Here is a 14,885-nt window from a genome sequence, read left to right on the forward strand (position 1 = left end):
GCGCCGGTGGGACCTTGGTGCCATCCCGGCAGGTAATCCGGGCGACGGAATCGAGACCATCGGCCCGCATGGGTGAGGCCGTGTCGGGAGGTGGCCCCGGCCCGTCAGCCGCGCCGGCCCGAGGACCCGCCGCGGCGACCTGGTGGCCCGCCTGGCCGACCGGAGGGCCCGCCGCGACCGCCGCGATCGCCACGCCCACCCGGGGGCCGGCCCCGCCCGCCGTCTCCCCGCCCGCCGTCCCCCCGCCCACCGTCTCCCCGGCCGGCCGATCGCGGTGGCCGGGCCGAGGACGCCGAGGCCGCGCCAGTGCCAGTGCCAGTGCTGGCACTGGCACCAGCACTGGCGGGCTTCGTCCGGCGGCCGACGCCGAGGCGGCCACCGACGATGCGCATCAGGGCCGTCATCTCGTGCATCCCGGTGCGCACGGAGATCACGACGAAGACCAGGCCACCGACGACCAGCGCCAGCACCACCGCGATCCCGGAGCCGAGCCAGCCCTTGCCGAGCAGGTCGCGCAGGCCCTCCGCGATGACGCTGGCGAGGACCGCGCCCACGCCGGCCGTCACGCTCACCCGGGTCGTCACCCGCGCGATGCGGTTGCCGTCGATGCCCAGCAGGCGGCGCCGCAACAGGACCGTCGTCGCGACCAGGCCGATCAGGTAGGCCAGCGAGAAGGCCAGCGCCAGCGCGGCCGCCCGGTGCTTCTCGGCGACCACCTCCGACAGCACGAACGCGGCCAGGATGTTCGTGGCGACCACGCCGATGTTGACCAGAGCGGGCGTGCGGCTGTCCCGGTAGGCGTAGAAGGCCCGCAGCTGCACCTGGAACAGGGAGAACGGCACGAGCGCGATCGCGAAGGCGCTGAGGGTGTCGCCGATCGCCATCGCGTCGTCGTAGTCGACCGCCCCGTGGTTGAAGACCGTCACGGCGATCGGGCGTCCCAGCGCCAGCAGGAACAGCGCTGAGGGGATGATCGCGGTGACCGTCATCCGGGACGCGGTCGAGAGGTCCTCGCGCACCAGGTCCGCCTGCTCGTTGGCGGCGTGGCCGCTCATCCTGGGGAGCAGGGCGGTGATCACCGAGACACCGATGATCGCGTACGGCAGCTGGAAGATCTGGTAGGCGTAGCTGTAGATCGAGTACGCGGTGGTCGACGTCGAGAGCCTGGAGATCATCAGGAAGCCGACCTGGCTGATCAGGACGTAGAGCAGCGTCCAGCCGGCCAGCCGGGACGCCGTGCGCAGCCCGGGGTGGCGCAGGTCGAGCCGTGGCCGGTACCGGAACCCCACGGCGCGCACCGAGGGCAGCAGCGCGATGGTCATCACGACCACGCCGAGCGTCGTGCCGCCCGCGAGCACGATCGTCTGGGCGTCGGTGATGCCGCCCAGGGTCGGTGGGCGCGGCCCGGGCAGGAAGATGAACACCACGCAGGTGGCGATCACCACCAGGTTGTTCAGCACCGGCGCGAACATGGGCGCGGCGAAGGACTGGCGGGTGTTGAGGATCGCCCCGAGCGTCGCGCCGACGCCGTAGAAGAGGATCTGCGGCATGAACCAGCGCAGCAGGTCCGCGCCCAGCGCGCGCTGCGCCGGCCCGGTGTTCAGGTAGAGGCCGATGATCTGGGGCGCGGCGAACATCCCCACCAGTACCGCCGCGCCCAGACCGAGCGCCATCAGCGTGATCAGGGACGAGGCGAAGCTGTCGCCCCCGTCCGGGTCCTCCTTGGACGCCTGCACCAGCACCGGCACGATGACGCTGGTCAGGATCCCGCCGAGCAGCAGGTCGTAGAGGATGTTCGGGGTCGTGTTGGCGACGGTGTAGGCCTGGCCGACGGCCCCGGTGCCGATCGCCGCGGCGATCGCGACCGTGCGCAGGAAGCCCGAGGCCCGCGAGGCGATGGTGCCGATCGCCATTGTCCCGCTGGCGCGGCCGAGCCCGCCCCGCTTCGCCGTGGCGGCGCCCCGCGCGGCGCCTGTGCCCTGCTTGCCCGCGGCCTGTTTGCCCGCGGCCTGCTTGCCTGTGGCGGGTCTGCCTGTGCCCTGTTTGCCCGCGGCCGGCCTGCGTCCGGCTGGCCGGGCCCCCTCGGCCGCGGGGCGCCGGGTGGACGCCGGTGGCGGCGTCACGGGCGGTGCGAGCCGGCTGGTGCGATCGTCGGCGGCCATCTCGTCGAGCGGCTCGACCAGTGGCTCCACGTGTGGCCCGTCGAGCGGCTCGACCGGCGGCCGGGTCCGGCGCGCCGGACCGGCGCCGGCCCTCGGCGCCGCGCCGGGGGCCGGCGTGCGGGAACGCGACGACCACATCGCCGGCCCGCCCTCGGACGGCGGCGGCACCGCGGGCGCGCTCGGCAGCCGGCGGGTCTGCTCACCTGCCGGCGGACGTCCGCCGGCGGGACGCCTGCCGATCTCCGCGCCGCCCTCCTGGTAAGACTGGGGCGACATGCCCGCGTTCGGATCGGCGCGGCGCGGCCCGGTCGGGTGCGGCGCGGCGTCATAGGGATCGTCGGGATCGGAGCGCCGCCGGCCGGGCACCGGCGGCGGGGTGTCCGGGTAGGCGGAGCCGGTGGGTACCCGGGCCGTGGCATGTGACCCGTCCGCGTACCAGACCGGTGGCTCGCCGCTGTGGTCCGGACGCTCCTCGTAGGTCGGCGGCTGCCCGGGCGTTCCGTACCGCGAGTCGTCGTACCGAGGTTCGCCGTGGCGGGAGTCGTCGTACCGAGCCTCGTCGCGCCCGTCGTACCGACGATCCCCGTACGGAGGTTCGTCGTGCCGAGGTCCGTCGTACTGAGGTTGGTCGTACGGCGGATCGTCGTACCGGGCGCGGGACCGGTCGTGCCGGGGGCCGCCGTCCCGCGGGTCCCACTCGTGGCGAGCAGGCTCGTACGGTGGCGGCCCGGGGGGCCGGTCCGACGGCGGTTCCTGATCGCCCCACGGCGCCGGCGGGTCCTGAGCGGGCCGGTTCACGTTCGGACGGTAGCGGGCCGGGTGCTCATCGGCATGAGGAAACGGCGAACCCGGCCGATGCGGCTCACCGGCGTCCGCGTACCGGTCGTCCGGGTACGGGCTGTCCCGGTACGGGCGGTCGTCGTACCCGCCGTCCCCGTATCGGCTCTCCGGGTTCGCCGGGTACCCACCGCCGTCGTACCGCCCGTCCGGCCGCGTGCCGCCCTCGTACCGCTCCTCTGGACGTCTGCCGTCGTGCCGGTCCTCCGGGTACCCGCCGGGGTAGCCGTTGTCGTAGCCGCCGTCCCGGCGCTGGTCGTGGACGTAGCTGTCGTCCGGGTAGCTTCCGCCCGCGTACCGGCCCCCGTCCTGGCCGCCCGCGTAGCCGCCGTCGGCGTACCGCTCGTCGGGATACCGCCTGTCCGGGTACCGGTCGTCTGGATAACGCTCGTCCGGATACCGGTCGTCCGGATACCGGGGAGTGCCCTGGCCGTCCCGGGTGCCGTGGTGGTCGTCGTCAGGCGGCCATCGCGACTCGTCCGGCGGGGTCACCGGCCGTCCCGTCGCCGCGGCTGGGACGCGGATCCGGCCGGGGCCGCGGGACGCCCGGACCACGGCTCGGCCGTCCTGTCGCCGGGGCCACCGGTGGACGGGCCGTACGGCGAGCCGGTGGGCTCCCGGTACGCGGCGGGCGCGGGCAGTCCGTCGAAGTAGGGATCGTGCCCGAGGCCGGCCGGCGCGGGATCGTCGACGGGCCGCTCCGGCCAGCCGGGGCCGGCGGTCCCGGGGGGATCGAACGGCCCGGCGCCCGTGCCGGGGTGGTCGGGATCGCCGGCGCCCGAGGCCCCGTTCGCCCCGGCCGGGCCGAGGAGACCGGCGCCGGCCGGCGGGCCGGAGCCGTCGGGCGGCGCCGCGGCCGCCGCCGATCCGCCGCCGGAGCGCGCGCGGAGCTTGCGTAGCAGGCGGATCAGCACGGCCAGCATCAGCACGCCGATCGCGCCGATCGTGATCGCCGTGGCGATGGCCCCGTAGACCGTCGAGCGCACCAGCACCCGGGCGGCGGCGTCCGGGCCCAGGGCCTGCCCGTCGACGGTCTCGAGCCGGATGTCCACCGGGAAGGTGCCGGCGCTCTCCGCGTCCACCTCGATCTCGAACTGGTCCTTCTGGAGCGGTTCGAGCACCCTGGTGACCTCGGTGGCCGACACGAGCCGCCCCCGGTCGGTGGACGAGAGCTTCAGGACCACCGTGACATTCCAGTCGGCACCGTTCTCCAGCGTCACCGGGACGCGCCCGCGGCTGCTGGTGAGGTTCACGATCCGGGACGCGACGACCCGGATCTTCGACCGGTAGTCACCGACCTGCCCGTCCGCCTGCTGAGCCAGGGAGAACCCACCGAGGCGGTCGGTTCGCCACCACGCCGACAGTGCCGCGATCAGCGTGTTGCTCATCGGGTCGATCCTGTTTATCCGGCAGTCCAGCCAGAGCAGCTCGGTCATGGTGGTCGGCGGGCAGAAGGCGGCGCTCAGGACGGCCACCTCGCCGCGGATCTGCCCGACCCCTTTGACGTAGTCGACCGGGAGCTCCCGGCTCTGCGCGTCGGCGTTGTAGGTCAGGCCGGCGCGCTGCCTGGTGGCGTCGGGGGACGGCTCCTCGATGCCGACCGGCCTCGAATAGGCACTGTCGAGGTCACGGAGGATCACGTTGAGCCAGCCGGAGGGAGGTGCGAAGTCGCGCGGGAGGGCCAGCACCGCGGCCCGCTCGCTCGACTGCTCGGCAGTGATCATCGCCAGCTCGGCGCGGAACCGGGCGAGGGCCTGCTCCGGGAGCTCCCGGCCGTCGTAGCCGGCGACCGCCTCGGCCAGCCGGTGGTCCGCCGCCAGCACGCGCACCTGGCCGCTGGACGTCGGCAGGGTGACCGCCGCGGACGGGGTGTACCGGACGGACTGCGCCGCGGGCAGCAGCCGGTCGTCGACGATCACCGTGCCGGCGCCGTTGGCGCTGAGCACGTCGACGGTGCGCGGGTCGGCGATGCCCCCGGCGGGGTAGGCGATCGTGCCGCTCCTCGGGGTCTCGAGGCCCAGCAGCCCGGCGATGACGACCTGGCCGGTGTTCACCGAGTACTGCAGCGCGTCGAGCTGGTCGGCGCGGACGAGGGCCGGCAGGTCGGCGTCCCCGTAGGGCAGGGCGATGACCTTGCCGCCCCGCCGCGCGAAATCCTTGATCCGGTCGAGGAAGGCGCCCGCGTCGATGTCCGCGGGGGCGTCCCTTTCCCCGCCGGGTGAGGCGTACTTGTACGGCTTCTCCATGCGCCCCAGCGCCTGCACCAGCGTGGGGTCGACCGCGAGCGTGACCTGGGGCGGCGGTGCTCCGGGAAGGGCGGACTCGAACGGGTCGAGCAGCGCGTCGAGCCGGCCGCCGTCCCGGATCTCGTCCGCCAGGGTGTTGTCGGTGAGCAGGCCGTCCGAGCGCAGCCGGGGCTTGCTGGAGATGGGCAGGACGGTGACGACCGCCGTCCGCGTCGCCGCCTGCGGGGGCGAGACGACCATGAACGTCGTCGTCGACGCCACCGTGGCCCGGGCCCGCCCGCTGATCCGGCCGACGACGCTGATCCGCACCGGCCGCACGCTCACGGCCGACGAGCGGAACATCGGGGTGACGTCCGCCTGTGCCGCGAACTGGCCGGGGGTCGTCGCGGTGGGGCTGATGGTCAGTGGCCCGCTGCCGAGCAGTGAGTAACGGATCTGGGGGGGCGGGCCGCCGCTGGTCAGCTGGGCGAGCTCGCCCCGGGACCGCAGCGGGCCGCCCACCTCGAGGACGACACCGAGGTCGGTCGGCAGCACCGTCCCGCCCACGTCGACCGTGCCGGTCACCCGGAGCTGGGGGACGGCGGCGCTCGGGGTGACGAAGCTGGTGAGGCGGACCTCGATGGGAAGGCCCGTGGTCCCGTTCGTGGTCCCACCGGTGCTTGGTGTGGTCTGTTGAGCACCCGAAGTGCCGCTTGTGCTGGGGTTCGTCCGGGTTATCGGCTGGATGATCGCCGCGCTGTCCGGCGAGATTCCCACAGATGAGGCCGATCCTGTGGACAACTCTGTGGACAGTCCTGTGGAAACTGTGGATGAAGCCTGTGGATTGTGCGAATCGAACGTGGTGCTCGTGCTCGTGGTGCTCGTGGTGACGGGCGCTCGTGCGCCGTCGGGCGGAGCCGCCGCCAGGCCCACCTCGGCCCCGGGCCAGACCAACGCGACGGTCCCGAGCAGCGCCGCGGCCGCCAGCCGGTGCCGGCGGAGCGGGTTACGGCCGGTCACGAGGCGTCGGCGAGGATCGTCGGCACCCCGTCGAGCAGCCGTCGTTCGTCGGCGTACGCGAGCCGTCGCGCTACCTCGGACAGCGGGACCCACGCGACCTCCGCGACCTCGATGTCGTCGTCGGAGAGGTCGCCCGACGTCCGGAGCAGGAGGAAGTGGTGAACGGTCTTGTGCACGCGCGCCTCGCCGGCGACGAACCAGAAGTCGATCGTGCCCAGCGGGCCCAGAACCGCTCCGGTCACACCGGTCTCCTCTGCGACCTCTCGGACGGCGGCCTCCTCCGTGGTCTCATCGCGCTCGACATGACCCTTCGGCAGCGACCACAACAGCCGGCCACGCTTGTCCCTGCGGGCGATCAGCGCCGCGTTCGCGGCGGCCGACGCGGTGTCGAGCACGAGGCCCCCGGCCGAGGTCTCCTCCACCCTGCGCAACGGCCTGCGGCCGGGCGTCCTGGGCGGGGAGGGCATGGACTGATCGTACGAGCACCAGCCGAAACAGCCCCGTTGTGTGTCCCGCTCGTCCGGGAAAATCGCAGCAGAGGCCCGAGTGGGTACTTTCGTCCGTCGTGCGGGGGACCATACGACGATGGTCCCGCGTCGAGGGTGGCCGGACGCCTGCCAGATAGGCACGGCCACCAGCAACGGTCCGCGCGCCCGTAATCTGAACAGGTGGCTGTGATCAGTCTTGACAATCCCCGGGACTCGGCGGAGCAGGTGGTGAGCGACCTGCTCCGCGTGCCCGCGCCCGCCGACGAGCTTGGTCGGATCTTCGCCGACCACGGGCATACCCTCCATCTGGTCGGCGGCTCCGTCCGCGACGCGCTGCTCGGCCGGGCGGGTGACCCGAGCGACACGAACGCGACCGGTGGCACGGGCGGGGGCGCGCCGGACCTCGACTTCACCACGGACGCCCGCCCCGAGCGCGTCCTGGAGATCACCCGGGGCTGGGCCGAGGCGACCTGGGACGCGGGCATCGCGTTCGGCACCGTCGGCCTGGCCCGCCGCGGGGTGCGCTTCGAGGTCACGACCTACCGCAGCGAGTCGTACGACCGGACGTCCCGCAACCCCGCCGTCACCTACGGTGAAGGCCTGCAGGAGGACCTCGTCCGCCGCGACTTCACCGTGAACGCGATGGCGGTCTCCGTCCCCGGGCACGACTTCGTCGACCTCTTCGGCGGGATGGCCGACCTGGCCCGCGGCGTGCTGCGCACCCCCGGCCCCCCGGAGGCGTCCTTCGACGACGACCCGCTGCGCATCCTGCGGGCCGCCCGGTTTGAGGCGGCCCTGGGCCTGACCCCGGTTCCCGAGCTGGTCGCGGCCATGCGCTCCCGGGCGTCCCGCATCTCGATCGTCTCCCCGGAGCGGGTGCGCGACGAGCTGCGCAAGCTGATCGCGAGCCGCGACCCGGTCGCCGGCCTGGAGCGGCTCGTCGAGGTCGGCGTCGCCGACCTGGTGCTCCCCGAGCTGGGCGCCATGCGGATGGAGATCGACGAGCACCACCAGCACAAGGACGTCTACGCGCACACGATGACCGTGCTGCGCCAGGCGATGGCGCTGGAGGACGACGGCCCCGACGAGATCCTGCGCTGGGCCGCGCTGCTGCACGACATCGGCAAGCCGCGCACCCGCCGGCACATCGCCGGCGGTGGGGTTTCCTTCCACCACCACGAGGTCGTGGGGCGGGACATGACACGCCGCCGCCTGGTGGCCCTGCGGTTCCCGAAGGACGTCGTCGACGCCATCTCCTCGCTGGTCTACCTGCATCTGCGCTTCCACGGGTACGGGTCCGGCGAGTGGACGGACGCCGCCGTCCGTCGCTACGTCCACGACGCCGGGCCGCAGCTCTCCCGGCTGCACAAGCTCGTCCGCTCGGACTGCACGACCCGCAACCGGCGCAAGGCGGAGAACCTGGCCCGCGCCTACCGGTCGCTCGAGGAGCGGATCGCCGACCTCGCCGCCCACGAGGAGATCGCGGCGATCCGGCCGGAGCTGTCCGGCGACGACATCATGGCCCTGCTGGGCCTGCCGCCGTCGCGGCTGGTCGGGCAGGCCCGGGCGTACATGCTCGACGTCCGCTTCGAGCGCGGTCTCCTGGGCCGCGAGGCCGCCGAGGCCGAGCTGTTCCGCTGGGCCCGGGAGAACGACATCGTCATCCCCGGCGAAACTCCCACCCCGGACGAGGCCCCCGACGCCTGACGCCAGCCCGGGGTTCGTGCCAGCCCGGGGCTCGCTTCGGCGTCACCGGGCCGGGCCCGGCCCGGTGGCTGAGACCGGGCCCGCAGGTCGGCCTGGGCCCGAGGTCGGCCCCGGGCTCGGGCCCAAGGTCGGGCCGGGGGCGTCGGAGGAGACGGGTGTGTCGGCGCGGGATTCGCCGACGCCGCGGATCACCCGGTCCTCGGGGTGGCGCATGGCGGCCCGGTAGTAGAGGAGGCCCGCCAGGCTGTAGCCGATGCCTGCGGCGATGATGGTCGGCGAGGACCTCCCGTCCTCCGGAACCACCACCGCGGCGACCGCGGCCGCGGCCACGAAGGCCACGTTGAACAGCAGGTCGTAGAGGGAGAACGCCCGCCCCCGGTAGGCGTCGTGGGTCTCCTCCTGCACGATCGTGTCGACGCAGATCTTGCTCGCCTGCGCGGAGAAACCGAGGAGCAACCCGGCGGCGACGTACAGCGGGGAGAGGTACGGCAGCCCCAGGACCACCTCGACGACTCCGCCCGCGCCGAGGACGATCGCGATCCAGGTGGCCTTCGGCATCCGCCGGGTCACCCGGGGGGTGACGACGGCGGCGAGGATCGTCCCCGCGCCGCTCGCCGCGACCACCGCCGCGAGCCCGGCCAGCCCCCCGCCGGGCCCGGTGAAGGGTTGCGGTACAGCAGTACCGTCATGACGAGCACCAGCCCGTAGGCGGCGCGGGACGTCGTCAGCGCGGCGAGCGCGCGCCGGGCGGGGCCGTGGTTCCACAGGTAGCGGACGCCGTCCACCATGTCGGCGACAACGTGCCGGGCCTGCGACCAGGCACCCTGCCAGGGCATCGTCTCGACCGGGCCGAAGGCGAGGCGGGCGGGGCGTGCCGCGGTGACGGCGGCGACGATGTAGGCGAGGGCCGCCAGGCCCGCCACCAGCGCGACGGCCCGGTCATCGCCGTCGGTGAGGCCGCGCAGCCCGCTGCCGACACCGGCCCCGACCAGGGTGGCGACAGTTCCGGAGGTGACCGACAGGGCGTTGGCCGTCACGAGCCGGTCGACGTTGACGACCATCGGGAGGCCTGCGGACAGCGCTGCCAGGACGAACCTGTTCACGCTCACCGAGGCCAGCGCCGTCGCGTAGAAGTCGGCGCCGGTACGCCCGCCGAGGATCAGGCCGACGAGCACGATCATCAGCAGCGTGCGGACCACAGAGGAGACAACGAGTACCCGCTGGCGGGAGACCCGGTCCAGCACGATGCCGGCGAACGGCCCGATGACGCTGAACGGCAGCACGACCACGGCGAGAGACGCGGCCAGTGCCCCGGCGGACGTCGCGCGCTCCGGGGAGAACAGCACATAGCTGACGAGGCTCGCCTGGAACACGCCGTCGGCGGCCTGTGACGTCAGGCGGCACGCGTAGAGCTGCCGGAACGCGCGACCGCCGAGCAGCGCGCGCAGGTTGCCGGTCCAGGCCACGACGGCCAGCCTACGGAGCCGGCGGACGCCCCGGGTCGCCGGGCGGCATGACGGATCACTCTGCGAGCACAGCGGACGGCGACGATCCCTATGGCCGGACGGCACGCGAACAGCGATGTGACGTCGAATCAATGCAGAGACTTCGGTTGTCCCATCCGGCGCAGACCTCGACACGTTTGGTTACGGTCGCGGTCCAGACTTCGGTTGTTCCGGGAGGTCCCGGTCTGATGCCTGGTGCCCGCCACCGCCACCGCCGTTCGGGCCCCTCGTTACGGGGGGTCGCGGCGGTGGCTGCGGTACCCCTCATGGTCGGTGCCCTGACCTGCGGATGGCTCGTCCTGCGCGGAGGGGCCGGCCCCGTTCGCTGCGATCGCACGATCGCCCTCGGGGTCACCACCTCGCCGAGCCTGGCCACGGCGTTGAGCGCGGCCGCCGCGGCCTACGGCAGCGGGAAGCCGACGGTGTCCGGGTACTGCGTGTCCGTCCGGGTGGACACGGCGGGCGGCGGCCAGGTCGCCTCCTACATGAGAGGCGGCTGGACGGACCCGACGGCCGGTCCGATCCCGGACGTCTGGGTGCCGGACTCCACGGACTGGCTCACGCTGGCGCGGACCACCGAGCCGGCCAACCGGCTGCTGGTGGACACCGGCACCGTTATCGCCACCTCACCGGTCGTCATCGCGATGCCCCGCCCGATGGCCGAGGTGTTCGGCTGGCCGCGCCGCGAGCTCTCCTGGGCCGACCTGCGCAAGCTCGGTGGCGACGAGGGCTACTGGGGGTCACGGGGACGGTCGGCCTGGGGCGGTTTCACCGTCGGGCTGCCCGACCCCCGGGTGTCGACTGCCGGGATGACCGCGCTGGCCGACGCCGTGGCCGCCGCGCTGAAGACCCCGGTCGAGCGGCTCACCGAGGACATGTTCACCGACGGCCTCGAGGCCAAGGGTGCCCTCCTGGATCTGGAGCGCTCGTCGGCGCTGGTAGCCGCCTCCGACACCGACCTGCTCACGGCCGTCCGCGCGGCGGACCTCGAGGACCCCACGGCGACCCGGCTCACCGCGTTCCCGCTTCAGGAGAGTCTCGTATACCAGTACAACCGCCGGGTGGGCATCGGCGCCGCGCTGCCGGACGGCCGCGGACCGGAGCTGGCCGCCTTCTACCCGCGGGACGGCACCGAGCTCGACGAGATCCGGTACACCGTGCTGAGCCGGGCGTCGGACGACCCGGTGAAGGCCGAGGTGGCGCGGGACTTCCTGCGGACGCTGACGTCCGGGCCGGGGCGGGTCGCCCTGCTCGGGAACGGCCTGCGCCCCCCGGACGGCATCGCCGACTCGTTCACCGCCCGGACGGGGCTCACCCCGCGGCCGCGGATGACGCCCGAACGCACCCTGGACGCGACGGTGCTGACCGCGCTCCAGGGGAGCTTCGCAGGCGTCCATCAGCGCGGGAACACCCTCGCCGTGCTGGACACCTCGGGCTCCATGAACGAGGAGGTGCCGGGCAGTGCGGGCCGTAGCCGGCTGTCGGTGGCGCTCGACGCGGCGAAGTCCGCCATCCCGCTGTTCGCCGAAGACAGCAATCTCGGGCTGTGGCAGTTCTCCACCCGGCTGCGCGGCGACCAGGACTGGGAGGAGCTCGTGCCGCTCGGGCCGATGGGCGAGCGGCTGGGCGCCGGCACGCGCTCGCAGGTGGTGATGGACGCGGTGAACCGGATCGAGCCGCGCGGCGACACCGGGCTCTACGACACGGCCCTCGCAGCGTTCCGCTACATGAACCAGCACTACGTGCCGGGCCGGCCCAACCAGGTCGTGCTGCTGACCGACGGGAAGAACTCCGATCCCGGCAGCATCGCGCTCGACGAGCTGGTGCGGATCCTGCGCCGGGAGTACTCGCCCCAGCGGCCCGTCCAGGTGATCACGATCGGCTACGGCGCCGACACGGATCTCGCCGCGCTGTCGCGGATCTCGGCCGCGACCGGAGCCGAGACGTATCCCGCGCTGGACCCGAACACCATCTTCGAGGTCCTCGTCGACGCGCTGACCGAGGTTCCCGGCTGACCCGCGCATGCCCGTAGCCCGGTCGTCCCCCTCCGGACGACCGGGCTACCTGGCAGATCGTGGGTGCCGCTGGTGGTGCTGGTGCCGCTGGTGGTGCGGAGGTCAGCCCTCGTCGCGGATGAACGCCTCGACCTTGTCGCGGGCCTCGTTGTCGCGGTACTGCTCCGGCGGCGACTTCATGAAGTACGACGACGCGGAGAGGATCGGCCCGCCGACGCCGCGGTCCAGCGCGATCTTCGCGCAGCGGACGGCGTCGATGACCACACCGGCGCTGTTGGGGGAGTCCCAGACCTCGAGCTTGTACTCCAGGTTCAGCGGGACGTCACCGAACGCGCGGCCCTCGAGCCGGACGTAGGCCCACTTGCGGTCGTCGAGCCAGGCGACGTAGTCGGACGGGCCGATGTGCACGTTGTCCTTGCCCAGGTCGTGGGAGACCTGGGAGGTGACGGCCTGGGTCTTGGAGATCTTCTTCGACTCCAGCCGATCCCGCTCGAGCATGTTCTTGAAGTCCATGTTGCCGCCGACGTTGAGCTGCATCGTGCGGTCGAGGACGACGCCGCGGTCCTCGAACAGCTTCGCCATGACCCGGTGGGTGATGGTGGCGCCGACCTGCGACTTGATGTCGTCGCCGACGATCGGCACGCCCGCCGCGCGGAACTTCTCGGCCCACTCGGGGACACCGGCGATGAAGACCGGCAGGCAGTTGATGAACCCGACGCCCGCGTCGATGGCGCACTGGGCGTAGAACTTCGCGGCGTCCTCGGACCCGACCGGCAGGTAGCAGACGAGCACGTCGGCGCGGGTCTCACGCAGGGTGGCGACGACGTCGACCGGGGTCTCGTCCGACTCGTCGATCGTCTCGCGGTAGTAGCGGCCGAGGCCGTCGAGGGTGTGCCCGCGGGCCACGGTCACGCCCAGCGGCGGGACGTCCGCGATCTTGATGGTGTTGTTCTCGCTGGCCACGATGGCCTCGGAGAGGTCACGGCCCACCTTCTTCGCGTCCACGTCGAACGCCGCGACGAAGGTCAGGTCGGAGACATGATAGTCACCGAGCGTGACGTGCATCAGGCCTGGGACCTGGGCCGCGGGGTCGGCGTCGCGGTAGTACTCGACCCCTTGGACGAGAGATGCGGCGCAGTTGCCCACGCCCACGATGGCGACACGTACCGAACCCATGACGGATGCGCTCCTTAAGCTGGTGGGGGATGCTGGTGTTTCCCGCGAGGAGCGGGATCGGCCGGTGCTGACCGGGACACCGGCTTGGTGCCGACGCCACGCGGTACCGCCGCCGGGTGGGCGTGTGCCGCCCCGCCGCCGGTCCGCCCGGTCGCCTGCTAGCTGTCGGGGGACGGAACGGCGCCGCCGGAGCCCTCGTCACCGTGCTCCGGGCCGCCCACCGCCTCGTCCCGTCCCGCGTCAGCTGTGGACGAACCTGTGGACAACTCTGTGGATGATGTGGACAACACCTCGCGCGTCGAGACCCCGCGTGTCGAGCCGGGCGCCTGTGCCCGTTCGGTCTCGATCAGCTCGCTGAGCCACCTGACCTCGCGCTCGACCGACTCGAGGCCGTGCTTTTGCAGCTCGAGGGTGTAGGAGTCCAGCCGCTTCTGAGTGCGGGACAACGCCGAGCGCACCTTCTCCCCACGCTCCTCGAGCCGGCCGCGCCGCCCCTCGAGGATCCGCAGCCGCACCGCCGCGTCGGTCTTGGAGAAGAAGGCGAAGCGGACGCCGAACATCTCGTCCTCCCAGGAGGACGGCCCACCTTCGCCCAGCAGTTCCGCGAGCTTTTCCTTGCCCTCGCCAGTGAGGGTGTAGACGACCCGGCTGCGGCCACCGAGGCGGCCGGCCGCGCCGACGTCGTCCGCCGTCACGTACCCCGAGGCCTGCAGGCGGCGCAGGCACGGGTACAGCGACCCGTAGCTGAAGCGGTGGAAGGAGCCGAGAACGGCGGAGAGCCGCTTGCGCAGCTCATAGCCGTGCATCGGGCTCTCCGACAGGAGCGCGAGCACCGCCAGCTCCAACATGCGCGCTCTCCTCTCGCACCGGGCCGCCTCCCGCCGCCGCCGGACGGCCGGGTGTATCGGCGGACTGTATCGCTTGGTTCTCTCGCCCCGACATATCGAGGCGATACATCGAGGATAGACGCGCCGGTACTACTACGGCAACTAGGGATGGCCGACCGGCGACCGGTTGATGACGGACGGGCGTGGACAACCGCGCGCGGACAGCCGGGCCGGCGCGTGCGGACGAGGTACCGGGGCGGTGATCCGGCGTGCCTACACGTCGCTTCGACGGGCCGGAGCGGCGGCCGGACCGGTCGGCGGGACGCGCTGGCGTGGCCGTCGAACCGGCAGGCGGAACGGGTTGGCAGGAGCCGGGAACCGTCCACTGGTGCACCGGCTTTCACCAGTACGAACGGCCCAATCGGCTTGTCACCTTCTGTCGGTACCGTCTGCCCGGGACGCGGCGTCGGCGTACCGTGGATGCCATGCGTCCACGGTCGGTCATCGACTACGCGCTCGCCCGCCGGGCGACGCTGGGCGACCTGTTCGCGGGGCGGATCTCCTCGCTGGACGTGTGCGATGCGCACCCTTATCTGATCCGTGCGGCGAAGTACCACGGAGAGCCCACGAAGAAGCGGTGCCCGGTCTGTCGCGGGGCCGATCCGCTGATCAACGTCACCTATACCTACGGTGACGAGCTCGGCCCGAGCTCCGGCCGGGTCCGGGCCACCAAGGAGCTTCCCGGGCTGGCCTCCCGGTACAGCGAGCTGAATGTGTACGTCGTCGAGGTGTGCCCGCCCTGCGGCTGGAACCACCTGATCACGTCCTATGTGATCGGTACCGGCGAGCCGCCGGCGAAGAAGCAGCCGCGCCGCCGCGCCGCCGACACCTAGGCCCGGTCGGGGCGGTCCGGCGGCGTTCGG

General features: G+C 72.8%; 8 protein-coding genes and 1 pseudogene. 3 read left to right on the plus strand and 6 right to left on the minus strand.

Features of this window, described 5'->3' with window-relative positions; translation table 11 throughout:
• Nucleotides 1–104 precede the first annotated feature (104 nt).
• The 3 genes from murJ to E0504_RS28170 form a co-directional block, all read right to left on the minus strand.
• The gene (gene murJ, locus E0504_RS52305) at nucleotides 105–3,554 is read right to left on the minus strand and encodes a murein biosynthesis integral membrane protein MurJ (protein WP_243657650.1); all 3,450 of its coding nucleotides are present in this window, start codon (nucleotides 3,552–3,554) and stop codon (nucleotides 105–107) included.
• Nucleotides 3,488–6,001, minus strand: coding sequence for a DUF6049 family protein (locus E0504_RS28165; RefSeq protein WP_112108074.1), 2,514 nt, complete (start codon nucleotides 5,999–6,001; stop codon nucleotides 3,488–3,490). Before E0504_RS28165 ends, murJ begins: the two co-directional genes overlap by 67 nt.
• Nucleotides 6,002–6,240: 239 nt before the next feature.
• Nucleotides 6,241–6,711, minus strand: a complete 471-nt coding sequence (locus tag E0504_RS28170) for an NUDIX hydrolase (RefSeq protein WP_207974595.1) — start codon at nucleotides 6,709–6,711, stop codon at nucleotides 6,241–6,243.
• Nucleotides 6,712–6,918: 207 nt separating this feature from the next.
• Here E0504_RS28170 and E0504_RS28175 point away from each other — a divergent pair, with 207 nt between their 5' ends.
• Complete coding sequence (locus tag E0504_RS28175) at nucleotides 6,919–8,439, plus strand: CCA tRNA nucleotidyltransferase (protein WP_112108076.1); 1,521 nt, start codon at nucleotides 6,919–6,921, stop codon at nucleotides 8,437–8,439.
• Between the two features lie 42 nt (nucleotides 8,440–8,481).
• Here the strand turns inward: E0504_RS28175 and E0504_RS28180 are convergent.
• Nucleotides 8,482–9,905, minus strand: a pseudogene (locus E0504_RS28180) (MFS transporter).
• 287 nt (nucleotides 9,906–10,192) lie between these two features.
• Between E0504_RS28180 and E0504_RS28185 the strand changes: the two are divergent.
• A complete protein-coding gene (locus E0504_RS28185; protein ID WP_235014464.1) occupies nucleotides 10,193–11,959 on the plus strand; it encodes a substrate-binding and VWA domain-containing protein in 1,767 nt (588 codons plus the stop codon).
• A gap of 102 nt (nucleotides 11,960–12,061) precedes the next feature.
• Here E0504_RS28185 and E0504_RS28190 read toward each other — a convergent pair whose 3' ends face one another.
• Both E0504_RS28190 and E0504_RS28195 read right to left on the minus strand, forming a co-directional pair.
• Nucleotides 12,062–13,135: an inositol-3-phosphate synthase gene (locus E0504_RS28190; RefSeq protein ID WP_020464691.1), complete on the minus strand. Its 1,074-nt coding sequence runs from the start codon at nucleotides 13,133–13,135 to the stop codon at nucleotides 12,062–12,064.
• Nucleotides 13,136–13,293: 158 nt separating this feature from the next.
• Nucleotides 13,294–13,983, minus strand: a complete 690-nt coding sequence (locus tag E0504_RS28195; RefSeq protein WP_071064997.1) for a PadR family transcriptional regulator — start codon at nucleotides 13,981–13,983, stop codon at nucleotides 13,294–13,296.
• 464 nt (nucleotides 13,984–14,447) lie between these two features.
• Here E0504_RS28195 and E0504_RS28200 point away from each other — a divergent pair, with 464 nt between their 5' ends.
• Nucleotides 14,448–14,855, plus strand: coding sequence for a DUF5318 family protein (locus E0504_RS28200; RefSeq protein WP_020464689.1), 408 nt, complete (start codon nucleotides 14,448–14,450; stop codon nucleotides 14,853–14,855).
• Nucleotides 14,856–14,885: the final 30 nt, after the last annotated feature.

The organism is Parafrankia sp. BMG5.11, assembly GCF_004337455.1.